Annotated in this window: 24 protein-coding genes; 13 read left to right on the top strand and 11 right to left on the bottom strand. The window is 66.0% G+C overall.

Annotated elements, in window-relative coordinates:
• Positions 1-107 precede the first annotated feature (107 nt).
• Positions 108-971 (top strand): l-ornithine N(alpha)-acyltransferase, encoded by an 864-nt coding sequence (olsB, locus tag AC1DGP_RS14265; RefSeq protein WP_441506422.1) that lies wholly within the window; start codon positions 108-110, stop codon positions 969-971.
• A 7-nt stretch (positions 972-978) separates the two neighbouring features.
• Here olsB and AC1DGP_RS14270 read toward each other — a convergent pair whose 3' ends face one another.
• Genes AC1DGP_RS14270 through AC1DGP_RS14280 form a run of 3 tightly spaced genes read right to left on the bottom strand, consistent with a single transcriptional unit; the run spans position 979 to position 3670 of the window.
• The gene (locus tag AC1DGP_RS14270; protein WP_476767918.1) at positions 979-1845 is read right to left on the bottom strand and encodes an SDR family oxidoreductase; all 867 of its coding nucleotides are present in this window, start codon (positions 1843-1845) and stop codon (positions 979-981) included.
• Positions 1842-3080 (bottom strand): tRNA epoxyqueuosine(34) reductase QueG, encoded by a 1239-nt coding sequence (gene queG / locus AC1DGP_RS14275; RefSeq protein ID WP_441506298.1) that lies wholly within the window; start codon positions 3078-3080, stop codon positions 1842-1844. Before queG ends, AC1DGP_RS14270 begins: the two co-directional genes overlap by 4 nt.
• On the bottom strand, positions 2978-3670 hold the full coding sequence (locus tag AC1DGP_RS14280) for a glutathione S-transferase family protein (protein WP_441506299.1): 693 nt from the start codon (positions 3668-3670) through the stop codon (positions 2978-2980). The genes queG and AC1DGP_RS14280 overlap by 103 nt, the downstream gene beginning before the upstream one ends.
• Positions 3671-3915: 245 nt before the next feature.
• Here AC1DGP_RS14280 and AC1DGP_RS14285 point away from each other — a divergent pair, with 245 nt between their 5' ends.
• Complete coding sequence (locus AC1DGP_RS14285; protein ID WP_113518344.1) at positions 3916-4713, top strand: undecaprenyl-diphosphate phosphatase; 798 nt, start codon at positions 3916-3918, stop codon at positions 4711-4713.
• Positions 4714-4887: 174 nt separating this feature from the next.
• Entirely contained in the window at positions 4888-5856 is a 969-nt protein-coding gene (corA, locus tag AC1DGP_RS14290; protein WP_441490426.1) for a magnesium/cobalt transporter CorA, read from the top strand.
• A 20-nt stretch (positions 5857-5876) separates the two neighbouring features.
• On the opposite strand, the gene AC1DGP_RS14295 is transcribed toward corA, so the two are convergent.
• Positions 5877-7607 carry an MFS transporter gene (locus tag AC1DGP_RS14295; RefSeq protein ID WP_476832234.1) on the bottom strand — a complete coding sequence of 577 codons (1731 nt, stop codon included), beginning with the start codon at positions 7605-7607 and terminating at the stop codon, positions 5877-5879.
• A gap of 59 nt (positions 7608-7666) precedes the next feature.
• Positions 7667-8563, bottom strand: a complete 897-nt coding sequence (locus AC1DGP_RS14300; protein WP_476832235.1) for a protein-methionine-sulfoxide reductase heme-binding subunit MsrQ — start codon at positions 8561-8563, stop codon at positions 7667-7669.
• A gap of 117 nt (positions 8564-8680) precedes the next feature.
• Here AC1DGP_RS14300 and AC1DGP_RS14305 point away from each other — a divergent pair, with 117 nt between their 5' ends.
• Positions 8681-9295 carry an HAD family hydrolase gene (locus AC1DGP_RS14305; RefSeq protein ID WP_441490429.1) on the top strand — a complete coding sequence of 205 codons (615 nt, stop codon included), beginning with the start codon at positions 8681-8683 and terminating at the stop codon, positions 9293-9295.
• 78 nt (positions 9296-9373) lie between these two features.
• Positions 9374-10684, top strand: coding sequence for an MFS transporter (locus AC1DGP_RS14310; RefSeq protein WP_476832236.1), 1311 nt, complete (start codon positions 9374-9376; stop codon positions 10682-10684).
• Between the two features lie 87 nt (positions 10685-10771).
• Here AC1DGP_RS14310 and lepA read toward each other — a convergent pair whose 3' ends face one another.
• Positions 10772-12577 (bottom strand): translation elongation factor 4, encoded by a 1806-nt coding sequence (gene lepA / locus AC1DGP_RS14315; protein ID WP_441490431.1) that lies wholly within the window; start codon positions 12575-12577, stop codon positions 10772-10774.
• A 114-nt stretch (positions 12578-12691) separates the two neighbouring features.
• On the opposite strand from lepA, the gene AC1DGP_RS14320 reads away from it, so the two are divergent.
• Entirely contained in the window at positions 12692-13291 is a 600-nt protein-coding gene (locus tag AC1DGP_RS14320; protein WP_441490432.1) for a helix-turn-helix domain-containing protein, read from the top strand.
• Positions 13288-13827, top strand: coding sequence for an N-acetyltransferase family protein (locus AC1DGP_RS14325; RefSeq protein WP_476832237.1), 540 nt, complete (start codon positions 13288-13290; stop codon positions 13825-13827). The genes AC1DGP_RS14320 and AC1DGP_RS14325 overlap by 4 nt, the downstream gene beginning before the upstream one ends.
• On the opposite strand, the gene AC1DGP_RS14330 is transcribed toward AC1DGP_RS14325, so the two are convergent.
• Positions 13824-14297 carry a MarR family winged helix-turn-helix transcriptional regulator gene (locus AC1DGP_RS14330; protein ID WP_441490434.1) on the bottom strand — a complete coding sequence of 158 codons (474 nt, stop codon included), beginning with the start codon at positions 14295-14297 and terminating at the stop codon, positions 13824-13826. The genes AC1DGP_RS14325 and AC1DGP_RS14330 overlap by 4 nt on opposite strands.
• Before the next feature lie 89 nt (positions 14298-14386).
• Here AC1DGP_RS14330 and AC1DGP_RS14335 point away from each other — a divergent pair, with 89 nt between their 5' ends.
• A complete protein-coding gene (locus tag AC1DGP_RS14335) occupies positions 14387-14866 on the top strand; it encodes an anthrone oxygenase family protein (protein ID WP_441490435.1) in 480 nt (159 codons plus the stop codon).
• An 11-nt stretch (positions 14867-14877) separates the two neighbouring features.
• Here AC1DGP_RS14335 and AC1DGP_RS14340 read toward each other — a convergent pair whose 3' ends face one another.
• The 3 genes from AC1DGP_RS14340 to hrcA form a co-directional block, all read right to left on the bottom strand.
• Positions 14878-15120, bottom strand: coding sequence for a DUF3297 family protein (locus AC1DGP_RS14340; protein ID WP_069877953.1), 243 nt, complete (start codon positions 15118-15120; stop codon positions 14878-14880).
• A gap of 249 nt (positions 15121-15369) precedes the next feature.
• Entirely contained in the window at positions 15370-16032 is a 663-nt protein-coding gene (locus tag AC1DGP_RS14345; RefSeq protein WP_476832238.1) for an ankyrin repeat domain-containing protein, read from the bottom strand.
• Entirely contained in the window at positions 16029-17111 is a 1083-nt protein-coding gene (hrcA, locus tag AC1DGP_RS14350; protein ID WP_476832239.1) for a heat-inducible transcriptional repressor HrcA, read from the bottom strand. The genes AC1DGP_RS14345 and hrcA overlap by 4 nt, the downstream gene beginning before the upstream one ends.
• Before the next feature lie 142 nt (positions 17112-17253).
• Between hrcA and rph the strand changes: the two genes are divergently transcribed.
• Genes rph through hemW form a run of 3 tightly spaced genes read left to right on the top strand, consistent with a single transcriptional unit; the run spans position 17254 to position 19819 of the window.
• Complete coding sequence (rph, locus tag AC1DGP_RS14355) at positions 17254-17970, top strand: ribonuclease PH (protein ID WP_069877955.1); 717 nt, start codon at positions 17254-17256, stop codon at positions 17968-17970.
• A gap of 2 nt (positions 17971-17972) precedes the next feature.
• Positions 17973-18620: an RdgB/HAM1 family non-canonical purine NTP pyrophosphatase gene (gene rdgB, locus AC1DGP_RS14360; RefSeq protein WP_441490438.1), complete on the top strand. Its 648-nt coding sequence runs from the start codon at positions 17973-17975 to the stop codon at positions 18618-18620.
• Positions 18617-19819, top strand: coding sequence for a radical SAM family heme chaperone HemW (hemW, locus tag AC1DGP_RS14365; protein ID WP_476832240.1), 1203 nt, complete (start codon positions 18617-18619; stop codon positions 19817-19819). The genes rdgB and hemW overlap by 4 nt, the downstream gene beginning before the upstream one ends.
• Before the next feature lie 100 nt (positions 19820-19919).
• On the opposite strand, the gene AC1DGP_RS14370 is transcribed toward hemW, so the two are convergent.
• Positions 19920-21131, bottom strand: a complete 1212-nt coding sequence (locus AC1DGP_RS14370) for a penicillin-binding protein activator (protein WP_441506312.1) — start codon at positions 21129-21131, stop codon at positions 19920-19922.
• Between the two features lie 194 nt (positions 21132-21325).
• On the opposite strand from AC1DGP_RS14370, the gene rsmI reads away from it, so the two are divergent.
• The gene (rsmI, locus tag AC1DGP_RS14375) at positions 21326-22261 is read left to right on the top strand and encodes a 16S rRNA (cytidine(1402)-2'-O)-methyltransferase (RefSeq protein ID WP_441490441.1); all 936 of its coding nucleotides are present in this window, start codon (positions 21326-21328) and stop codon (positions 22259-22261) included.
• Positions 22258-22638, top strand: coding sequence for a YraN family protein (locus AC1DGP_RS14380; RefSeq protein WP_069877958.1), 381 nt, complete (start codon positions 22258-22260; stop codon positions 22636-22638). Before rsmI ends, AC1DGP_RS14380 begins: the two co-directional genes overlap by 4 nt.
• Positions 22639-22700: the final 62 nt, after the last annotated feature.

The following is a 22700-nucleotide window of genomic DNA, read 5'->3' on the forward strand; positions in this document are numbered from 1 at the left end:
GCACAGGGACGAGACGGACAATGGCCTTCGACATGTTGCGCGGCCTACGACAGCCGGCAAATCAGCTGCCAGCGGGCCACCCTCTCTTGTCGCGCTTCTCCCCACTCATGCTGATCACCGGCGACACCATGCGCCGCCTCAGTCGGAAGCAGGATCACCTGGGCGAAACGCTCGGCCGCTCCGGCTCTCTGGAAGTGCGGCTGGCGCGCGGCCCGCGCGAGATCTGGCGCGCGCAGCGACTGCGCTATCGGGTGTTCTACCAGGAGATGTCCGCAAAGCCGGATGTCGTCGCCCGCATGTTCCGCCGCGATGCGGATCGCTATGACGCGGCGTGCGACCATCTCCTCGTCATCGACCATGCGGCGCGCGGCCGGTTCGGCGGTCTGAAACCGAAGGTCGTCGGCACCTATCGCTTGATGCGCGAAGGGTCGGCTCTGCGGCTTGGCGGCTTCTACTCCCAATCGGAATTCGATCTTTCTGGAATGATCGAACGCCACCGCGGCCTGCGCTTCCTCGAACTCGGCCGCTCCTGCGTGCTCAAGCCCTATCGCACCAAGAAGACGGTGGAACTGCTCTGGCACGGCATCTGGGCCTATGTCCGGCACCATCGCATCGATGCGATGTTCGGCTGCGCGAGTTTTGACGGCACCGACCCGGATGCGCTGGCGCTGCCATTGAGCTTCCTGCATCACCATGCCCGCGCCGAGGGCGAGTGGTCCGCCACGGCGCGCCCGGAGCGTCATATTGCGATGGACCGGCTGCCGATCGAAGAGGTCGATGCCAAGGCGGCGCTGAAGCTGCTGCCGCCGCTGATCAAGGGCTACCTCCGGCTCGGCGCCCGCTTCGGCTCCGGTGCGGTCGTCGACAAGCAGTTCGGCACCACCGATGTGCTGGTCATCGTGCCGGTCTCGGCGATCGACAGGCGCTATCTCGACTATCTCGGCGACGAAGGGCAGCGCTACGCGGCTTGAGCAACGCTCACTCGCCTGCTGACGCCAGCGCCCGCAGCGCCTCCCTGTAAGTGGGGTAGCGCAGCTCATAGCGCAGTTCGCGCGTCACCAGGGCGTTCGAGACCCGCTTGTTCTCCCCGTAGAAGCTCGCAGCCATGGGCGAGAGCTTTGCCGGATCGAACGGCACTTCGGGGGGCGGAGTCAGACCCGTCAGTTCGGCGGCAAGCGTGATCACGTCCTGTGGCGGGGCCGGCTCGTTGTCGGTGACGTTGTAGACCGCGCCCGCTCGCGGCCTGGCCAGCGAAGCCAGCAGGATGCCGGCGATATCGTCGACATGGATGCGATTGAAGACCTGGCCAGGCTTGATCAGGCGGTTGGCGGTGCCGGCGCGGAGCTTGGTGATGGCATTGCGCCCGGGACCGTAAATGCCGGAGAGCCGGAATATCTGCACCGGCTTGCCACTGCGCTCGCCCAGGGCAAGCCAGGCTTCGTCGATTTCGAGGCGCTGCTTCGAGCGTCGGCTCGTCGGCCGGCATTCGGCCCCTTCATCGATCCAGGCACCGCCGTGGTCGCCGTAAACTCCAATGGTCGAGAGATAGCCGATCCAGCGCAGGTTCGGCGCAGCAGCCAGCGCCTCGCCGAGTCCGTTCAGAACCGGATCGCCCTCGTCATCGGGCTGGACCGAGACGAGGACCGCGTCAGCCTCGGCAACGGCCTGGGCCAAGGGGCGCGATACCGCAAAACCGTCATAGACCAGCGTATGCAAGCCCTCGCGACTAAGACGCCCCGCCTTCTCGGCCGATCGGACCGTACCGGTGACCTCCCAGCCCTCCGCTTGCGCTGCACGCGCGAAAAACCCGGCGGAGTAGCCGAGACCAAGAATGACAAGCTTCATGCGACGGGTTCCGGGGCGGAGAGAAAGGCAAGCCATTCCTGGCGGACGTCAGGATCTGCTTCGCCAGACAGCGCGGCTTCGGCAAGGCCGCGCGCGCGCTCGGGCGCGAGCCTGATCAAGGCCCAGGCGGCCATGGCGCGCACCAGCGGCGAAGCGTCCGCAATCAGCCGCTCGGCGCTCGCGGCAAGATCCGGCCGGCCGCTATTGCCGATGGCGATCAGCACATTGCGGATGAAGCGATCGCGGCCGGTGCGCTTGACCGGCGTGCCGGCAAAGAGCTGGCGGAAGGATGGGTCGTCGAGCGCCGCGAGATCGGCCAGGGGCAATGCCTCAAGCTCGTCCTTCAGCGCAAGCCGGGTCTCGTGCGCCGCCTCGGCGAACTTGTTCCAGGGACATACGGCCAGGCAATCATCGCAACCGAAGACGCGGTTGCCGATGCCGGGCCGCAAGGCGGCGTCGATATGGCCCTGATGCTCGATGGTGAGATAGGCGATGCAGCGGCGCGCATCGAGCTGATAGGGCGCGGGGAAGGCGTCGGTCGGACAGATATCGAGACAACGCCGGCAGGAACCGCAATGGTCGCGCTCCGGCCCATCGACCGGCAGTTCGGCCGTTGTGTAGATCGCGCCGAGAAAGAGCCAGGAGCCGTGTTCGCGCGAGACCAGTACGGTATGCTTGCCCTGCCAACCAAGCCCCGCGGCCTGCGCCAGCGGCTTCTCCATCACCGGCGCGGTATCGACGAAGACCTTCACATCTGCGCCGCCGCGAGCCGCCAGCAACCCGGCGACGCTCTTCAGCCGGCCCTTGATGACATCGTGATAGTCGCGCCTGCGGGCATAGAGCGAAATCGCAGCCTTGTCGGGTTGACCGAGGATGGCGAGCGGATCGCCCTCGCCCGCATAGCTCACACCGAGCATCACGACGCTGCGCACCTCGCTCCAGAGCCGGCGCGGATCAGCGCGTTCGTCCCTGCGCTCGGTCAGCCAATCCATATCGCCATGGTGTCCGGCCGCCAGCCAGGCGCTCAGCCGTTCGGGCGCCTCGGGGATCGCACTGGCGGAGGCGATGCGAGCGACCACGAAGCCTTCGGCGCTCGCGCGCTCCAGCACCGCGCGCTTGAGCTTCTCGCCGTTCAGAAGTCCAGATTGTCGTAATGGGCGCTCGGCGCCATGCCCGGCACCCGGTCGCTCAACAGCGGCCGGAAGCTCGGCCGGGATTTGATCCTCGCGTACCATGCGCGCGCGGCCTCGTCCTCTTCCCAGGGCACATCGCCGAGATAGTCGACGCAAGAGAGATGCGCGGCCGCGGCGAGATCGGCATAGCTCAGCGCACTGCCTGCGAGCCAGTTCCGTTTGGCCGTCAGCCAGGCGATATAGCGCAAATGATAGCGCACATTGGCGCGGGCGGCGCGGATGGCGCTCATTTCCGGCGGGCCACCGCCCTCATCCCGGCTCATGAAGCGCTTCATGACCTTCTCGAGCACCAGCGGGTTGGTGATCTCGCTATCGAATTTGAGGTTGAACCAGTCGAGCAGGCGACGAACCTCGACGCGCTCTGCCATCCCCTCCGGCAACAGGCGCCGGGGGCCCAGCGCCAGCCCGCGGGTCTCGTCGAGATACTCCGAGATCGGTCCGGCGCCCGGGACGGCAAAGCCGTTCTCCTCGCGAAAAACCGGTGTCGTGCCAGCTGTGTTGAGTTCCAGAAACTCGCGCCGGCGCTCCCAGACACGCTCCTCGATCAGCTCCGCCTCCTGCCCGAACTCGCCAAGGACGAGCCGGATGAAGCGCGAATGCGGGCATAACGGATAATGATGAAGGGACGCCATTGCACTCTTGAAACAGATGGATGCGGCCGAAGCAGGGCTGTCGAAGGGGGGAGGCATCGGGCTAGGCGCCGCACATTTGCTATAGTCTCGGCTACGCCCCCTCACAACCCGCTGCCCATGGGAAGCCACGAATCCACGGCATTGGCTTGGCGAAGTGGTAACCAATTGGCAAAGAGCTTGGTTCCATAGAGGGGTACGGTTTACCTCTGCCGCGGCGGCGATCTGAGGCTTCCTGGGAAACAGCCATGCAAAACCTGTTCGAAGCGATCGTGCTCGGCATCGTCGAGGGTCTGACCGAGTTCCTGCCGGTCTCCTCCACTGGCCATCTCCTGCTGCTCGGTCACTTTCTCGGCTTTGAATCGAACGGCAAGACCTTCGAGGTCCTGATCCAGCTCGGCGCGATCCTTGCCATCCTGCTGGTCTATTTCCGGCGGCTACTCGACATCGCGCTGCGGCTGCGGACCGATCCGGCCGCACGGCGCTTCGTGATCGGCGTGCTCGTCGCCTTCCTGCCGGCAGCGGTGATCGGCGCCTTGCTGCATGGCTTCATCAAGGGCGTGCTGTTCAACCCGTTCCTGGTCTGCTGCGCCCTGATCGCGGGCGGGCTCGTGCTGCTCGTCGTCGACGAGCTCGAGCTCGAGGTGAAGCACACCGACGCCACCACCTTCCCGCTGCCGATGTATCTCAAGATCGGCTTCATCCAGTGCCTGGCGATGATTCCGGGCGTCTCCCGTTCGGGTTCGACGATTGTCGGCGCCATGCTGCTCGGCGCGAGCAAACGCGCGGCGGCGGAGTTCTCGTTCTTCCTCGCCATGCCGACCATGGCGGGCGCCTTCGCCTATGACCTCCTTAAGAATTACAAGACCCTGACCTTCGACGACACGATGCTGATCGTGGTCGGCTTCGTCGCGGCCTTCTTCGCGGCGCTCCTCGTGGTCAAGACCTTCCTCGACTACGTCTCGCGCCGTGGCTTCGCGCTCTTCGCCTGGTGGCGCATCATCGTCGGCGCAGCGGGTTTGGCGGGTCTGTGGGTGTTCGGCTGATCGGAAGGCCCGTCGAGAACTGGGATCCCAGCAGTTCCGACTGAAGGCGCTGTCCATCGCGGCCTGCCATGTGGCGCCGCGGCTTTTCCGGCGCTGCCGTGCTAGCCTGCAAGCGCCGCTATGGGGTGACCGGGTGTTTTCGACCGGCCCCGAGATGCCAGGAGCGTGCCTGCCGTGAGTGTCATTGCCGCCTGTCACTATGTCGATGGGAAGCGTGTCGGGACCGTTGCGCTCGACCAGCCTTCGACCTGTGCCCAGGACCAATCCGATTTCGTCTGGATCGGCCTGCTGGAACCCTCCGAAGAGGAGTTGCGCACGCTCCAGAGCAGCTACGGCCTGCATCCACTTGCGGTCGAGGATGCGCTCAAGGCGCATCAGATGCCCAAGGTCGACATCTATGGCGACCAACTCTTCATCGTGGCGCGCACGGCGCATCTCGAGGATGACCAGATCGCGTATGGCGAGACGGCGATCTTCGTCGGCAAGCACCACATCATCACGGTTCGCCACGGCTCCGCACGGGCCCATACGGAGCTGCGCAGCCAACTCGAGGCCGCGACCGCCCAGATGCGCTACGGCGTCGATTATGTCCTGCACGGCGTGCTGGACTTCATCGTCGACGGCTATTTCCCGATTGTGGAGACGATCGAGGAGGACGTCCTGGAGATGGAGCGGGAGATGCTCGCCAGCGAGTTCGGCCGCGTCGACGTGCCACGCATCTTCGGACTGCGCCGCCAGCTCATCCGCTTCCAGCGGGTGCTCGGACCGATGTCCGAGCTCTGCCGCAAGCTGGTGCATCTCGATCTGCCCTGCATCGATGCCGAGGCGAAGCCCTATTTCAATGACGTCTGGGACCATGCGCGGCGTGCCGAAGCCATGGTCGGGAGCCTCCGCGACATCCTGACCTCCGTCTTCGAGGCGAGTCATCTGCTGGAACAGCAGCGCCAGGGCGTCATCACCAGGCAGCTCGCGGCCTGGGCAGCCATCCTCGCGGTCCCGACCGCGGTTGCCGGGATCTATGGCATGAACTTCGAGCACATGCCGGAACTCAAGACCCAGTACGGCTATTTCGTCGTGCTCGGGCTCATCGCGGCGTTCTGCACCGCGCTCTACATGCGCTTCAAGCGTTTCGGCTGGCTGTAAGGACAGGCGAACCCCGTGCCCTAGCCGATCCTGGGATCGGTCGCAGGCGTCGCCGCATCCGGCACGGGCTGTGGCTGGGCGAAGGGCAGCGAGCCGGTCTGTCGTTCGATGACGCGGTGCACCACGGGCGGGTTGGGCCCCTGATGCAGGGCCCTTACCCTGTCACCGATCATGGCATCTGCCTGGGTGACGCGCTGGTTCTGGCGGATATATTCGACCCAGGTCGGGCTGTCATAGCGCTCGATCCAGAGCTGCGGATCGGTCAGGTCGCGCAGCAAGGCCCAGTGCCTGGCACCGTCGCGGCGGCGGATGCGGCGGCGCTCGGCCATCACATTCAGGAAGGGGACGATGTCCTCCTCGCGAATGATATACTCGATGGTGACGATGATCGGGCCGCTGCGTGGCTCGATGTCGACGGCCACTTTCGGAACCTGCCAGCGGCTGAGCGGGTCGAGATTGAGCTGCTCGAGTGGCGGCAGCGCATAGCGCAGGCCCAGTGCGGCTCCGACAAGCAGAACGGCGCCTGCACAGTACAGGGCACGGTCGGTGCCGAAATGCAGGGCGATATAGCCCCAGACCCAGCTGCCGAGCGCCATCCCACCGAAGGTCGCCATCTGATAGAGCGCCAGTGCCCGGCCGACGACCCAGCGCGGCGCCGAAAGCTGCACGGTCGCGTTGAAGGTCGAGAGTGCAAGGACCCAGCTCGCTCCGGCGATGAGCAGGGCCGCCATGGTCGTCACGGTATAGACACTCAGCCCCGCCAGGATGACCGCAGCCGAGAAGGCGGCAAATGAGGCGCGCACCAGCGTCTCTGTCGTGAGCGCGCGACGTACCCGCGCGCTCAGAAGGGCCCCCCCGACCGCTCCCGCACCGAAAGCACCGAGCAGCAAGCCGAAGGTCAAAGGCCCGCCCTTGACGAGATCGCGCGCCACCAGCGGCAGCAGCGCCTGAACCGCAATGGCGCCGAATCCGAAGGCCGCACCGCGCAGCAGCACCGAGCGGATGTTTGGCGACATCGCGACATAGCGGATGCCGGCGCTCATCGCGATGCCGAGCGTCTCGCGTGGCAGCACGCGCTCGATCTTTGGAGGGTTCCAGCGTGCCAGTACGGTGACGAGCCCGATATAGCTCAGTGCATTCACCGTGAAGGAGGCGACGACGCCCGCTGCCGCAACGATGAAGCCGCCCAGCGCCGGCCCGACGCTGCGGGCAATGTTGAAACCGACGCTGTTCAGTGTGATCGCGGCCGGCAGATCGCGACGCGGCACCATCTCGCCGACCGAGGATTGCCAGGCGGGCCCGTTCAAGGCCGTGCCGCAGCCGATCAGGAAAGTTAGGCCGAGCAGCAGCCACGGGGTGATCACGCCGAACCAGGCCGAGACGGCGAGAGCCACGGAGACCGTGAACATGAAGCCCTGCGCCGTCAGCATGATCTTGCGCCGGTCGAAATTGTCGGAGATCGCACCCGCCGCCAGCGAGAACATCATGATCGGCAAGGTCGTCGAGGCCTGCACCAGCGCAACCATGTCGGCAGAACTGGCGATCGAAGTCATCAGCCAGGCTGCGCCGACCGACTGGATCATCCCGCCGAAATTGGAGGCAAGGCTCGCGAACCACACAGCCCGGAAGATCGGCTGGCGCAGAGGCACGAATGGCGAAGACAGCCCCTCATCGACCGCCCMATCCCCCGTCGCGGCAACATCGGCTGCGGCTACGTCGGCGGTGGGTTGGGCGTTCGGATCGTCAGGCATGCCATAGGGTTAGAGCCTCGCCCGCGGGCTGCCAACCATCAGTTTGGAATGATTTGCTCTTAGGCCCCCGTTTGCGCGGAAAGCCCTTCCCTGCGACGCGCACGCCGCTCGACCTGCCGCGCCGCAGGCGCACGCCAGTAATGGGCGAAGGCGACGAGAAGCCCCGCCAGCGCGACCCAATGCCCGGGCCTGAGGGCCTCGAGATCACCATAGACGACGACATCGGCATTGGCCTGGAACACCAACCAGGCCGAGGCACCGGTCGCCAACGCATACCAGGCCGTCTCGCAGAGCGCAGTCAGAAGACCGGCCGCAAGCGCCGTCAGGACCAGCCGGGGCGTATCGAGCATCACGCCGAATCGCGGCAGCAGCCGGTAAAGCATCAGAAGGCCGAAGAGCCCGGTCATCAGCGCCGGCTGGGTGACGTCGATCTTCGACTGCAGGGCAAAGTGCAGCAGCCCCAGCGCAGCGATGGCATAGACGACGTTATGCAGCTGTTGCCAGCGGGCGGAACCCAGCCTGCGGATCATGCCGTCGGTCGAGGTTGCACCGAGTGCGACCAGCCCGGTCAGCCCCGTGATGCCGACGACGAGATAGAACCGTTTGACGATTTCGGAAACGATCAGCCCGGCGTCGAAACCGAGATCGATGCAGTAAAGCGCGAGATGGGCGAGCGCATAAGCCAGCACGGAGAGGCCCAGCATGCGGCGGATGCCGATGAGCTTGCTCCAGTCGAGAAACCGGCGCAGCGGCGAGACGGCAAGGGTAACCAGCAGCAGCCTGAGCGCCCAGGTGCCGGTATCATGCACCGCCCGCGTCCAGGGCTTCGAACCGAGCTGGCCGGTCCAGGCGTCGAAGGCGAGCCAGAGCGCCGGCACCAGTACGAGCGCGAATGTCGCAGCGCGCAGCCCCGAGAAACGCCCCTGCCGGTCCAGCCATGGCAACCATGCCTTCATGCCGATCTCCACCATCGCATGTCCCGAATACGCGAGAGGCCTTGCCTCTGTCTCGCACGTCTGCACACAAGGACGTGAGCCTTCTGCGACCTGCCCCGTATTCAGAATGGACCGGCCATGCCTTCGACTAGCCCCACCGTTGTTTTCGATGTCGGCAACGTCCTGATCCGTTGGGATCCGCGCCATCTCTACCGCCAGTTGATCCCCGACGAAGCGCGCATGGACTGGTTCATGCAGAACGTCTGCACCCCAGCCTGGAACATCGAGCAGGATCGCGGCCGATCCTGGGCGGAAGCCGTCGCCGAACTGGTCTCCGTTCATCCCGAATGGGAGCGCGAGATCAAGGCCTTCGACGAACGCTGGCACGAGACGGTATCCGGCGAGATCGCCGAAAGCGTCGCGGTCCTCTCGGACCTGAAGGCCAAGGGTGAGAAAGTCTATGCGATTACCAATTTCTCGCGCGAGAAATGGGACGAGAGCGTCGCCCGCTTTCCCTTCCTCGGGTCTTTCGACGGCGTCGTGGTCTCGGCACATGAACGGCTGATCAAGCCGGATCCTGCGATCTATCACGTGCTGCTGGAGCGCTACGGCCTCGCCGCAGGTTCCTGCGTCTTCATCGACGACAGCGCCAAGAATATCGAGAGCGCGCGTCATGTCGGCATGCAAGCCGTGCATTTCGTCGAGCCGATCGACCTGCGGGCGACACTGCGTGGTCTCGGCGTCCAGATCTAGCGCCGAGCCCGTCCCGCACGTACCACGCTACGAAGACCAGAACGGCCCGAAGGCGCCTCGAAGAAAGTTCGCCACGCCATGAGCATTCCTGTCGAGAGCGTTCTGTCCACCGCCGGCACCGGCCCGTTCCAACGTCGGCTGCTCGGAATCTTTGGCCTCGTCTGGGCGGCTGATGCCATGCAGGTGCTGGCGGTCGGTTTCACCGCCGCCTCCATCGCTGCGACCTTCGGGCTCAGCGTGCCACAGGCCCTGCAGACCGGAACGCTGTTCTTCCTCGGCATGTTGATCGGCGCCGCGTTGTTTGGGCGCCTCGCCGATCGCTACGGCCGCCGTCGCGTGCTCCTGATCACGGTTGCCTGCGATGCGGTATTCGGGCTGCTCTCGGTCTTCGCCCCGTCCTTCGCAGCCCTTCTCGCGCTACGCTTCCTGACCGGCATCGCAGTCGGCGGCACGTTGCCCGTCGATTACGCGATGATGGCGGAATTCCTGCCGCCGAAGAACCGCGGGCGTTGGCTGGTCATGCTGGAGGGTTTCTGGGCGGTCGGCACGATCGCAGTCGCCCTGGCCGCCTGGGCTGCAAGCATCGCCGGGATCGCTGACGCGTGGCGCTGGATTTTTGCTGCGACGGCGCTGCCCGCGCTGATCGGCATCTGGCTGCGCTTCTGGGTGCCGGAATCACCCCTGTACCTGCTGAAGGAAGGGCGAGCGGACGATGCCAAGCGCGTGCTCAACCAGATGCTGCGCACCAACGGGAAAGCGGAACTCTCGTCCGCTTCGGCGATCACCCTGCCGCCGGCCGCGACGTCTTCCGGATTGCTCGCGCCCGATCTGCGCCGGCGCACCCTGCTGATCCTCGGAATCTGGTTCCTTGTCTCGGTGTCCTATTACGGCGTCTTCACCTGGATGCCGGCCAAGCTCGCCGGCGAGGGGTTCGGCTTCGTCCGTGGCTATGGCTTCCTCGTCATCGTCGCGCTGGCCCAGCTGCCTGGCTATGCGCTGGCCGCCTATGGCGTCGAGACATGGGGCCGGCGACCGACCCTGATCGGCTTCCTGCTGCTCAGCGCGGCAGGCTGCGCCCTGTTTGTCGGCGCTGGCAGCGCAACAGTGATCGGCGCGTCGATCCTGCTGATGAGCTTTGCGCTGCTCGGCACCTGGGGTGCACTCTACGCCTTTACGCCCGAGCTCTATCCGACGGAACTCCGCGGCACGGGCATGGGGGTTGCCGGCGCCATGGCGCGGCTCGGCGGCCTGCTCGCGCCATCGGCGGTGGCGCTCGTGATTGCGCAGAGTTTTACCACTGCGATCGCCCTGTTCGCAGCCCTGCTGCTGGTTGCAGCGGTTGCAGCCTTCCTGATCGACGCCGAGACGCGTCAGGCCGTTCTGGCGTAGTCGGACCGGCTGGGCTCGCGTCATCCCGGGCGCACGAAGCCAGCCCCGGGATGACCTTAGCGAGGGAGAGCGGAACCTGAGCTCCGCTCAGGAATCCATCTTCAGCGCAGCGATGAAGGCTTCCTGCGGGATCTCGACCTTGCCGAACTGCCGCATCTTCTTCTTGCCTTCCTTCTGCTTCTCCAGAAGCTTGCGCTTGCGGGTGGCGTCGCCGCCATAGCACTTGGCGGTCACGTCCTTGCGCAGCGCCCGGATGGTCTCGCGAGCAATGATCTTGCCGCCGATCGCGGCCTGGACCGGAATCTGGAACATGTGCGGCGGGATCAGCTCCTTGAGCTTCTCGCACATGGCGCGACCGCGAGCCTCGGCGCGGGTCCGGTGGACCAGCATCGAGAGCGCGTCGACCGGCTCGGCATTGACCAGGATCGACATGCGCACGAGGTCGCCCTCGCGATAGTCGGTGATGGCGTAGTCGAAGGAGGCGTAGCCCTTCGAGATCGACTTCAAGCGGTCGTAGAAATCGAACACCACCTCGTTCAGCGGCAGGTCATAGACGACCTTGGCCCGCGAGCCGACATAGCTCAGGTCGATCTGCAGGCCGCGCCGATCCTGGCAGAGCTTCAGCACCGAGCCGAGATATTCGTCCGGCGTGAAGATGGTAGCGCGGATCCAGGGTTCCTCGATCGCCTCGATCTTCATCACATCCGGCATGTCCGCCGGATTGTGGAGCTCGAGCGTCGTCCCGTCCCGCAGCCTGAGATGATAGACCACGGACGGCGCGGTCGAGATCAGGTTGAGGTTGAACTCGCGCTCGAGCCGCTCCTGGATGATCTCGAGATGCAGCAGTCCGAGGAAGCCGCAGCGGAAGCCGAAGCCGAGCGCTGCCGAGGTCTCCATCTCGTAGGAGAACGAGGCGTCGTTCAGGCGCAGCTTCGACATCGCCGAGCGGAGCACCTCGAAATCGGCCGCATCGACCGGGAAAATGCCGCAGAACACCACCGGCTGCACCGGCTTGAAGCCCGGCAGCGGCTCGGCGACCGGCTTGCGGTCGTCGGTGATGGTGTCGCCGACGGCGGTATCGGCGACTTCCTTGATCGAGGCGGTGAAGAATCCGACCTCGCCGGGGCCGAGTTCCTTCACTTCCAGCATCTTCGGCTTGAACACGCCGACACGGTCGACGCCATAGGCGGCATTGGCCCGCATCATGCGGATGGTCATGCCCTTCTTGAGCACGCCGTCGATGATGCGCACGAGCACGACGACGCCGAGATAGGCATCGTACCAGGAATCGACCAGAAGTGCCTTCAGCGGCGCTTCGAGATCGCCCTTCGGCGCCGGCAGTTTCTGGACGATCGCTTCGAGCACGCCTTCGATGTTGAGACCGGTCTTGGCCGAGATCGGCACGGCTTCCGAGGCATCAAGGCCGATCACATCCTCGATCTGCTGCTTGATGCGCTCGGGCTCGGCTGCCGGCAGGTCGATCTTGTTGAGGACCGTGACGATCTCGTGGCCCGCATCAAGCGCCTGATAGACGTTGGCGAGTGTCTGCGCCTCGACGCCCTGAGAGGCGTCGACAACCAGCAGCGAGCCTTCGCAGGCGGCCAGCGAGCGCGAGACCTCATAGGCGAAGTCGACGTGGCCGGGCGTGTCCATCAGGTTGAGGATGTAATCCTTGCCGTCCTGGGCGCGATAATCGAGCCGGACGGTCTGCGCCTTGATGGTGATGCCGCGCTCCTTCTCGATATCCATCGAGTCGAGGATCTGCTCGCTCATGTCGCGGGCCGCGACCGTGCCGGTCTGCTGGATCAGCCGGTCGGCAAGGGTCGACTTGCCGTGGTCGATATGGGCCACAATCGAGAAATTGCGGATGTTGTCGAAACTGCGCGTGCTCATGGGCGCGCAATAGCAGTGAAGCTGCACGGGGCCAAGGGTTTGTGGCAGGCGCCTTGCTTCTCTGCAGCATGGCAGGCGCTTGACATTCCAGTATATTAGATTTTCTCTACTAAAATGGAGAATCCTCCCGAGAGAGACATCGACAGGCGCCTCGCGACGCGCCTGAAGTCAGCGCGCCAACGGCGCGATCTGACGCTCGACGTGCTTGCCGAGCGCACCGGCGTCAGCCGCGCGATGATCTCGCGAATCGAGCGGGGCGAATCGAGCCCGACCGCGGCGTTGCTCGATCGACTGACCGCTGGACTCGGCGTGACCTTGTCGTCGCTGTTCCACGAGGAGCGCCATGCCGGCCCGGTCGCGCGCCTGGCCGACCAGCCGGTCTGGCTCGACCCTGGCAGCGGCTATGTGCGGCGCAACGTCTCGCCGCCAGGCATCGGCTCACCGGTCGAGATCGTCGACGTGACGCTGCCCCCCGGAGCGCGCGTCCTGCTCGACGGACCGCGCATGCTGCACCGCCTCGACCAGCAGGTCTGGCTGCTCGCCGGAGAAATCGAGCTCAGCTTTGGCGGCGCCAGCCATCGACTGCGGAGCGGCGACTGCATCCACATGCTGCTCGATGGGCCGATCACCTATCACAATCCCGGCCCGGAGCCGGCCCGTTATGCCGTCGTGCTGATGACGGCAGACGGCCTATCCCAGGAAAGACCACGATGACGACGCAGCTCGTTGATACGGCCTCGATCACGCGTCTCGATGCCGCTGGTGCGCGCAACGCCATCCCTGCGCTTACCGGTATCCTTCGGGATTCCGTTGCGAACGGCGCCTCTGTCGGCTTCATGGCGGAGAATACCGAGGCCGATTTCAAGGCCTATTGGACAGGTGTCGTAGCCGGCGTCGAAGCAGGACAGATCCTGCTTCTGGTCGCGCGGCAGGGCGACGAGATCGTCGGCACCGCGCAGCTCCACCCCGCCGGCAAGCCGAACCAGCCGCACCGCGCCGATATTGCCAAGGTGCTGGTGCATTCCTCCGCGCGCCGGCAGGGTATCGGCGAAGCGCTGATGCTGGCAGCGGAGGCCGAGGCGTTGGCGGCCGGACGGACGCTGCTCTGCCTCGACACGGACGAGGCCGGCCCGGCGCGGCGGCTCTATAAGCGGCTGGGCTGGACCGAGATCGGCACCATCCCGCGCTATGCGCTGATGCCCGATGGCAGCGATTGCGGCTCGACCTTCTTCTTCAAGTCACTCGCCTAATCCAGCGGATTGGGGCTGACCGGCAGATCGGGCTTGGCCGGCTTGTCGGAGAGTGAGGAAATGATGCGGCGCATGCCGGCGAGCAGCTGCTCCGCCTCCTCCTCCGGGAAGCCGGCCAGCGCCCGCCGGTTGACCTGCCGCGCCTCCGCAAGCGCAGTATGCTCCAGTTCCCGGGCCCGCCCTGTCAGATGAATGATACGGGCGCGGGCATCGGCAGCGTCGGGCCTGCGCTCGATCAGACCGTCGCGCTCCATGCGCGCAAGCGTGCTGGCCATCGTCGCCTGTTCGACATCGAGCCGTTCGACCAGGTGTTTCTGCGTGACACCGTCTTCACGCCAGAGTTCGAGCAGGACCATGAACTGCGCTGGCGCAAGCCCCAGCGGTCGGATGGATTCAGCCAGGGCCTTGGCGAAAAGCCGCGCCATGTGGTTGGCGAGATAGCCGGCCGAATGAGTCTTGAAGGTCGTCACGATCGCATCCCCCCGCCGGGTCGGGATACCAGTTGAACAGCATGCTATGCAATGATATATAGCATACTATTCAAAATCGGGAGGTGACGATGCCCCAAGGGACCGACCTCATTCTGCAATCCACGCTCGCCCGGAGCATGGGACCGATCACATTGGCACTGGCGGCGCTGTTCAGTGGCGCAGCGATCTACATCCTCGCGGCCGAGCAGCCGGCGCGGCTGTCGCTCGACGACGGGGCGCTTCTGCGGCAATGGCAAGCCGCCATCGGCCCGGCGACGCGGATGCAGGCGACGCTGGTCGTCATCACGACGCTCTGCGCCGGTCTCTCCTGGCGCTCCACCCGTAACCCCGCCTGGCTGGTCGGCATGTTTGCGATCCTGGCCAATCTGCCGTTCACGCTACTGGTCATCGCACCGATCAACACGGAACTGCAGGCCATGGCCGCGGCGCAAGCCAGCGCCGCGAGCCGCCATCTGATTCAGCGCTGGGGTGAGCTTCACGCTGTCCGCGCCGGGCTCGGGCTATTCGCCGTCCTCAGCTTCAGCTGGGCGCTGTCGCGGCGTCCGTGACGCCCTGAACCTTACTCCGCCTTGCGATAGTAAGGCTCGACCGGCCCCTTGAGCGTGATCGTCATCGGCCGGCCAAAGCGGTCCTTGGCGGCGCCGGCCGCCACCTTGATCCATCCCTCGCTGACGCAATACTCCTCGACATTGGTCTTCTCGGTGCCCTTGAAGCGGATGCCGATATCCTTCGCCAGGACCTCGGCGTCGTAAAAGGGGCTGTCCGGGTTGACGGAGAGACGGTCGGGGAGCGTGTCGGTCATGTCTTTGGCCTTGTGGTCTGGAGCGCACCTGGGTCGCTTTGGCGGCAGAGGTAACGCCAGAATGCGTCGATGCCAAATCGGGATGCTTGAGCGGCCTCCCGGCCACTGCGAAATTCGGGGCCGGCGACGTCATGGAGCGCGGGCTGGCGGTCCACCTGATCGAGCGACAGAGCAGTCTCGGTCCGGGGCAACGCGAAGCGAGCGACTTTCACGCCAGCGAGCAGGTCATGACTCGCTGGCTGGAATCGGTCAGCGGCCGCCGGCCTTCTCGATCAACGCCGCGACGGCCCGCTGCCCGCGCTGGCGGGCATGGGCCAGCGGCGAGACACCATCCTTGTCGGCCAGACTCGGATCGGCGCCGGCCTCGAGCACAAGCTTTGCAACCTCCTGATGCCGTGGCCCGCCATCGCTCAGGATGACGATCTCGAGCAGGCAGGTCCAACCGAGATCATTGACGTGGTCCAGGTCGATGCCGCTACCCAGGAGCAGCTTGACCGTCTCGACATGGGCGCGCTCGCAGGCCGGGATCAGGGCATTGCCGCCATAGCGGTTGCGGATCGTCAGGTCGGGCTTCAGCGGGATCATCGCAGCGACGATCTCGGCACGCCCGGCGGCACCGGCGAGCAACCAGGGCGTGTCGCGATTGGCGGCCTGCGCATTGATGTTGGCGCCCGCCGCGAGCAGCGCCTTGGCGATCGCGACATGATTGCCGGCCACGGCGAGCAACAACGGCGAGCGCCCCTGCGCATCGCGAGCCTCGAGATCGGCTCCGGCCGCGATCAGCCGGGAGACCTCGGCAGTCCTGCCGGTGGCGGCCGCATCGAGGAGGCTCGCCTGTTCGTTCTGCCCCATCGCCGCCATCGCAAAAACTCCCAGCACCAGAATCAGTCCGGCTCGCAAGATGCGCTTCACCGCGCACCATCCAGGAGCCGCCCGACGACCTTGGCGGTATAGTCCACCATCGGCACGATGCGGGCATAGTTCAGCCGCGTCGGGCCGATGATGCCGACGACGCCGACGATACGCTGTTCGGCATCATGGAAGGGGGCCGCGATCATCGAGGAACCGGACATCGAGAACAGCTTGTTCTCGGAGCCGATGAAGATGCGCACGCCGTCGCCGGCCTCGGCACGGGACAGGAGGTCGATCACGTCGGTCTGCGTCTCCAGATCCCCGAAGAGCAGGCGGATACGCTCGAGATCCTCCTGTGCCTTGAGATCCTCCAGCAGATTGGCCTGGCCGCGCACGATCAGATGGCGATCGCTGCTTGGACCTGACGAGGTGGCGATGCCGCTTTCGACAAGCTTCGCCGTCAGCGCATCGAGTTCGCGCTCCATGGTGGCGCGATCGTCGGCGATCTCGCGCTGCAGTTCGCTCAGGGTCTTGCCGAGGACACGGGCATTGAGAAAATTCGCAGCCTCCGTCAGGGCCGAGGCGGGCAGACCCGGCGGAAGGGCGAGCAACCGATTCTCGACCGTACCGTCCTCCGCCACGAGCACCACAAGCGCGCGCACCGGCTCCAGCCGGACAAATTCGATATGCTTCAGCCGGGAATTGGCCTTGGTGGTGACCACAACGCCGGCACCACGCGACAGCCCAGACAGCAGTGCAGACGCCTCAKTCAGCGCGCCGTCCAGCGTCCGGGTCGAGGCCGCTGCCCGCATCTGCGCCTCGATGCGGGCGCGCTCGTCGGAGGTCAGGTTGCCGACTTCCATCATGGCGTCGACGAAGAAACGCAATCCGCGCTCCGTCGGCAACCGACCGGCCGAGGTATGCGGGGCGTAGATCAGCCCGGCCATTTCGAGGTCGGTCATGACATTGCGCACAGTTGCCGGCGACAGGGCCACCGGCAGCAGCCGCGCGATATTGCGCGAGCCGACGGGCTCGCCCGTCGTGAGATAGCCATCGACGATCTGCCGGAAAATCTCACGGGAGCGTTGGTCGGTCTCGACCAGCCCGCCAGGGCTGTCCTGCCGCGTGGGCGCGCTCATGGCGAGGCGAGTATCTGGTTGCACATAGGCTATTGTCCCTTCGGCGCGGCGGCGGATCAAGAGGCAAGCGCTGGCTGCTTGCCTTGCCGCGCCCGGCCCAAACGCCTACAAGCCGCCGAACTCACGAAATCGGGATGTGAACATGCGACCCTCCAAACGCGCGGCCGACGAGATGCGCAAGGTCACGCTGGAACGCGGCGTGGTGCGCTATGCGGAAGGTTCCTGCATGGTCAGCTTCGGCGAGACCAAGGTGCTCTGCGCCGCGACGGTCGAGGAAAAGGGTCCACCATGGCTGCGTGGCACCGGCAAGGGCTGGGTCACGGCCGAGTACTCGATGCTGCCGCGTGCCACGCATGAACGTACACGCCGCGAGGTCACCTCCGGCAAGCCATCCGGCCGCACGCAGGAAATCCAGCGCCTGGTCGGGCGCTCGCTTCGCGCGGTCGTCGACCTGACCGCCATTGGCGAGCGCCAGATCGTGGTCGATTGCGACGTCCTCCAGGCCGATGGCGGCACGCGCACGGCCTCGATCACCGGCGCCTGGGTCGCGCTGCACGACGCGCTGAAATGGATGGAGGGGCGCGGCATGCTCAAGGCATCGAACCCGCTCAAGGATCATGTCGCCGCGATTTCCTGCGGCATCGTCGCCGGCAACCCGGTCATCGATCTCGACTATGTCGAGGATTCCGGCGCGCAGACCGACGCGAACTTCGTCATCACCGGAACAGGCGGCCTGGTCGAAGTGCAAGGCACTGCCGAAGGCGCTCCCTTCTCGGAGGATGAGCTGATGGCCCTGCTCCGCCTCGCCAAGGGCGGTGTCAGCAAGCTGGTCGCGCTGCAAAAGGCGGCGGTGGCCTGACCATGAGCGGACATCGGCTTCTCCAAGGCAAAGTCGTGATTGCGACCCATAATCAGGGCAAGCTGCGCGAAATGCGCGAGCTGATGGCGCCCTATGGCGTCGATCTGGTCTCGGCCGGCGAGCTCGGCCTGCCCGAGCCGGAGGAGAATGGCCACATGTTCTCGGAGAATGCCGCGATCAAGGCGGTGGCCTCCGCGCAAGCGAGCGGCCTGCCGGCGATTGCCGATGATTCCGGCCTGTGCATCGATGCGCTCGACGGCGCCCCTGGCCTGTTCTCCGCCAACTGGGCCGGGCCGGGCAAGAACTTTGTCCCGGCGCTCGCCCGCGTGCAGGCCGAGCTCGCCAAGCGCGGCGCAACGACCTCCGACAAGCGTCGGGGCCATTTCGTCTCCGCGCTGGTCATCGCTTGGCCGGACGGACACCAGGAGCTCTTCGAAGGCCGCGTCTACGGCGAGATCATCCATGAGCCGCGCGGCCCTTCAGGCTTCGGCTATGATCCGATTTTCAAGCCGGACGGCCGCGCCAAGACCTTTGGCGAAATGTCTTCCGATGAAAAGCACGGCGTGCCGGATGATGGTTCGGAGGCGCTGTCGCATCGCGCCCGCGCCTTCCAGCTTCTCGCCGCAGCCTGCTTGAGGCTGCCCCAGTGAACGCGCCGGCCGCCATCGCCGAGCGCCAGGCGGTCCCGCCGCATCCGACCGCGGATGCCGGTTTCGCGGTCTATGTGCATTGGCCATTCTGCCTGGCCAAATGCCCCTATTGCGACTTCAACTCGCATGTGCGGCACACGCCGCCCGACCAGCAGCGCTTCATCGAAGCCTTCAGGCGCGAAATCGCGCACCGCGCCCAGCTGGCGCCCGGACGCACCGTCTCCTCGATCTTCTTCGGCGGTGGCACGCCCTCGCTGATGGAGGGCCGCACGGTCGGCGCAATCCTCGACGCGATCGGCGGCGCCTGGGCGGTCGACCCGAATTGCGAGGTCTCGCTGGAAGCAAACCCGACCAGCGTCGAGGCAGGACGCTTCCAGGATTTCCGCGCCGCCGGCGTCAACCGCGTCTCGCTCGGTGTGCAGGCGTTGAACGACGCCGACCTCAAGGCGCTGGGCCGGATGCACTCGACACAGGAAGCGCTCGATGCGGTGGCGATCGCGCGGCGCTATTTCGAGCGCTATTCCTTCGACCTGATCTACGCCCGCTCCGTCGAGCAGACCCCCGCGCTCTGGCGCGAGGAACTCGAACTCGCGATCGGCCATGCTGCCGAGCATCTCTCGCTCTACCAGCTCACCATCGAGCCCGACACCGCCTTCGCGGCCCTGTACAAGGCTGGCAAGTTGAAGGTGCCGGATTATGAGGTCGGCGCCGCACTCTACGAAACGACGCAGGAGATCACGGCAAAGCACGGCCTGCCGGTCTACGAGATCTCGAACCATGCCAGGCCGGGCGCCGAATGCCGGCACAATCTCGTTTACTGGTGCTATGGCGAATATGCCGGCATTGGCCCCGGTGCGCATGGAAGGCTGGTCACGGCGGACGGCCGGATGGCGCAATCGACCGAGAAGCGGCCGGAAGTCTGGCTTGAGCGCGTCGAGGCCGAAGGGCATGCGCTGGTCGAGAACGAGTGCCTGAACGCCGAGGCGCAAGGCGACGAATATCTGCTGATGGGCCTGCGACTGGTCGAGGGCATCGATCCGGTCACGTTCAGGGCGCTTTCAGGGCGCGAGCTGAAGTCTTCCCGCGTCGACAGCTTGATGAAGGAGGGGCTGTTGACGCGCAAACCCGGCGGCAAGCTCGCCGCGACACCGGACGGGGCCCTGGTCCTGGACGCGTTGGTGGCGGATCTGGCGGCCTAGACCTGCCGCCCCCATGCCCGGCCTCGCGCCGGGCATCATTCTGTTCTGGAACCGAGGATCTGCGCGTCGCAGCGCCCGGAAACCGCGCGCGGGGGCCCTGTTACGTCCTCGGCCCAAGGTCTCGCGGCGCGGCATTGACCGTCACGATCTGGCCGTTGCGCAGTTCGAGAACCGCAAGCCCGCGCTCAATCTGCCCATCCGGGCGGAAACGGAAGACGCCGTCCGCACCGGCAAAGCCCTGCGGGTTGGTCAGAACCGACTCGGAGAAACGCTGGCTTCCCTGCGTCCGCGCCAACGCCGCTGCCAGCGAGACCGCATCATAGGCCAGAGTCGCGGTGCGGGTCGGCGCGCCGTTGAAGCGCTGCTGATAACGGCCCGCAAAGGCATTGAAACCGGCTGTGTCGGGCGATGCGAACCAGCCTCCCTGGATCGCCGGAACGCGCGCGACGCTGGCATCGTTCCAGACACCGGTGCCGAGAGGCTTCACCTTGGCCGGATCGAACCCGGCTTGCTGAAGTGCCAGTCCCAGCGCCGGCATGGTGTCGGCTGCGGCCGGGACGAAGAGCGCGTCCGCCTGCTGCAAGGCCGGCACGAGGCGCTGGACAGCGGTGCGCATGCTGTTCTGGTCGGAGCCGAAACGCTCGATGATGACCGCCCGCGCCCCGCGATTGGCGACGGCCTGCTGGAACGCGGCCTCGACGACCCGGCCATAGGCGGTATCCGGAACCAGCGCGGCAAAGGACTTGCGCCCCTGCGAAGAGGCGTAGGCGATCACGCGATTGACGTCGTTCTCGGGCGGGAAGGAGAGCAGATAGACGCCGCGCGAAGCGACATTGCTATCGCTGGAGAAAGCCATGATCGGGCGGTTGGCGCCGCGCGCCACTTGAGCGGCAGCCTGCACCGAGGGTGCAAAGAGCGGCCCGATGATCAGTTCAGCACCTTCACGCAGCGCTTCCTGGGCCGCGGCCTGAGCGCCTTCCGGCGACCCGCGATCATCCTTGACCAGCAGCGTGAGGTCGGCGCCCGGGAATTCGGCGAGCGCCATCTCGGCAGCGTTCTTCAGGGAGTTGCCGACGACCGCGCCCTGCCCTTCCGCAGTCAGGGGAAGCACGAGGCCGACCTTGACCTTGCCGGTACCGATGGTCTGGCCGGTGGGCGCCTGAGCCTCGCCGCCCGGGGCCGCGGAACCGCCGTCAAAACCTGGCAGACCGGACGTGCCGCCGCTGCAGGCCGCGAGCCCAAGCGAAACACCGAGGGCCAGAGCCGCCAGACGCAACCTCGAGACCGGAAGGGGGAGCCGTTGGAGCAGCACGGGATCATCTCCAGTCGAGAACGGGGAACGCGGTCATTGCGACCGTATCCAGCTTGCAGTCCCCCGACCGTGGAGAACTCCTGCCAGTGCGACATGGTATTTTCAAGTTGTTAACTCTGTCTTGCCGCATTTGAAACGAGGCGCAGCTGCATGCGGCCGTGGCATAAGGACCGCGGCTGTGGCAGCTTGCGGACATGTCCGCTCCGTCCTCCGCCCCGCCTGCCTCTGCCCCGCGTGCATCGCAGCGCGCCCCCAGCTACACGGCCTTCGGGCTCCGCGCCGAAGCGGAGACGCTGGCGCCCGGCCTGCACATCGTCGCAACCCCGATCGGCAATCTGCGCGACATCTCGTTTCGCGCCCTGGCGACGCTTGCCGCCGCCGATGCCGTGCTCGCCGAGGACACGCGCACCAGCAAGACGCTGCTGGCACATTACGGAATCTCGACACCGCTCCTGCCCTATCACGAGCACAATGCCGCGCAGATGCGGCCGAAGATCCTGGCCAAGCTGCGGGAGGGCGGGCGGCTTGCCCTGATCTCCGACGCGGGCACGCCGCTGGTGTCGGACCCCGGCTACAAGCTGGTCGCCGATGTCGTCGCCGAAGGCCTGCCGGTCACCGGCATTCCGGGCCCCTCGGCCGTTCTGGCGGCGCTGGTGCTTGCCGGCCTGCCGACAGACCGGTTCTTCTTCGAAGGTTTCCTGCCGCCGAAATCGGCCGCGCGGCGCGGGCGGCTGACCGAGCTGGCGGTCATTCCAGGCACCCTCGTCTTCTTCGAATCACCGCGCCGCCTCGCCGAGATGCTCGCCGATGCCGGCGCAGTGCTGGGCGCAAGGCCGGCAGCGGTCGCCCGCGAACTGACCAAGTACCACGAAACCGTACAACGCGGGACGCTTGCTGAACTCGCCGCCCATTATGGCGAGGAGGAAGAAGCACGCGGCGAGATCGTCGTGATCATCGGTCCACCCGGAGCCGAGGCTCTGCTTCCAGCGGGAGATGTCATCGATGAGCGCCTGCGCGAGGCCATGGCGCGGCTCTCGCTCAAGGAGGCGGTCGCTCAGGTCGCCGCCGAGACGGGGCAGCCGCGCCGCAAGATTTATGCGCGCGCCCTCGAACTGACCCGCGAGCCTTGAGAGCCAGGGCTCGCAGCCAGAAGGCCAGACGAGCCGGAACGACCGGCCAGCGCGGCGAGTTGCTGGCGATCCTCTGGCTTGCCGCGAAGGGTTACCGGCCCCTCGCCCGGCGCTTCGGCGGCAAGGGCGGCGAGATCGACCTCATCGTGAAGCGCGGACGCACCATCGCCTTCGTCGAGGTCAAGGCCCGGGGCCTGCTCGACGATGCGCTGACCGCGATCACTCCGGAGAAACGCCGGCTGATCGAGGCCCGCATCCGGCAATGGCTCTCGCGCAATGCCTGGGCGATGGACCATCACTTGCGAGCCGATGCCGTCTTCGTCGCGCCCTGGCGTCGGCCGCGCCATGTGCCCGGCGCCTTCGAGCTGATCCTGTGACGCGCAGCCTGCCCCTTGCACAGGCATGGGGCCTGGGCCGATATGAGGCCGCGCAACAGGAA

It is taken from the genome of Allobosea sp. 05T433, assembly GCF_056396065.1.

What these genes read in the sequence shown, in the direction of transcription:
- AC1DGP_RS14335 (WP_441490435.1), top strand. Translation starts at nt 14,387, where the DNA reads ATGCCCCAAGGGACCGACCTCATTCTGCAATCCACGCTCGCCCGGAGC.
- rph (WP_069877955.1), top strand. Translation starts at nt 17,254, where the DNA reads ATGCGACCCTCCAAACGCGCGGCCGACGAGATGCGCAAGGTCACGCTG.
- AC1DGP_RS14285 (WP_113518344.1), top strand. Translation starts at nt 3,916, where the DNA reads ATGCAAAACCTGTTCGAAGCGATCGTGCTCGGCATCGTCGAGGGTCTG.
- AC1DGP_RS14280 (WP_441506299.1), bottom strand. Translation starts at nt 3,670, where the DNA reads ATGGCGTCCCTTCATCATTATCCGTTATGCCCGCATTCGCGCTTCATC.
- lepA (WP_441490431.1), bottom strand. Translation starts at nt 12,577, where the DNA reads ATGAGCACGCGCAGTTTCGACAACATCCGCAATTTCTCGATTGTGGCC.
- AC1DGP_RS14300 (WP_476832235.1), bottom strand. Translation starts at nt 8,563, where the DNA reads ATGAAGGCATGGTTGCCATGGCTGGACCGGCAGGGGCGTTTCTCGGGG.
- AC1DGP_RS14310 (WP_476832236.1), top strand. Translation starts at nt 9,374, where the DNA reads ATGAGCATTCCTGTCGAGAGCGTTCTGTCCACCGCCGGCACCGGCCCG.
- rsmI (WP_441490441.1), top strand. Translation starts at nt 21,326, where the DNA reads ATGTCCGCTCCGTCCTCCGCCCCGCCTGCCTCTGCCCCGCGTGCATCG.
- rdgB (WP_441490438.1), top strand. Translation starts at nt 17,973, where the DNA reads ATGAGCGGACATCGGCTTCTCCAAGGCAAAGTCGTGATTGCGACCCAT.
- AC1DGP_RS14270 (WP_476767918.1), bottom strand. Translation starts at nt 1,845, where the DNA reads ATGAAGCTTGTCATTCTTGGTCTCGGCTACTCCGCCGGGTTTTTCGCG.
- olsB (WP_441506422.1), top strand. Translation starts at nt 108, where the DNA reads ATGCTGATCACCGGCGACACCATGCGCCGCCTCAGTCGGAAGCAGGAT.
- AC1DGP_RS14325 (WP_476832237.1), top strand. Translation starts at nt 13,288, where the DNA reads ATGACGACGCAGCTCGTTGATACGGCCTCGATCACGCGTCTCGATGCC.
- queG (WP_441506298.1), bottom strand. Translation starts at nt 3,080, where the DNA reads ATGGTACGCGAGGATCAAATCCCGGCCGAGCTTCCGGCCGCTGTTGAG.
- AC1DGP_RS14320 (WP_441490432.1), top strand. Translation starts at nt 12,692, where the DNA reads ATGGAGAATCCTCCCGAGAGAGACATCGACAGGCGCCTCGCGACGCGC.
- AC1DGP_RS14340 (WP_069877953.1), bottom strand. Translation starts at nt 15,120, where the DNA reads ATGACCGACACGCTCCCCGACCGTCTCTCCGTCAACCCGGACAGCCCC.
- AC1DGP_RS14305 (WP_441490429.1), top strand. Translation starts at nt 8,681, where the DNA reads ATGCCTTCGACTAGCCCCACCGTTGTTTTCGATGTCGGCAACGTCCTG.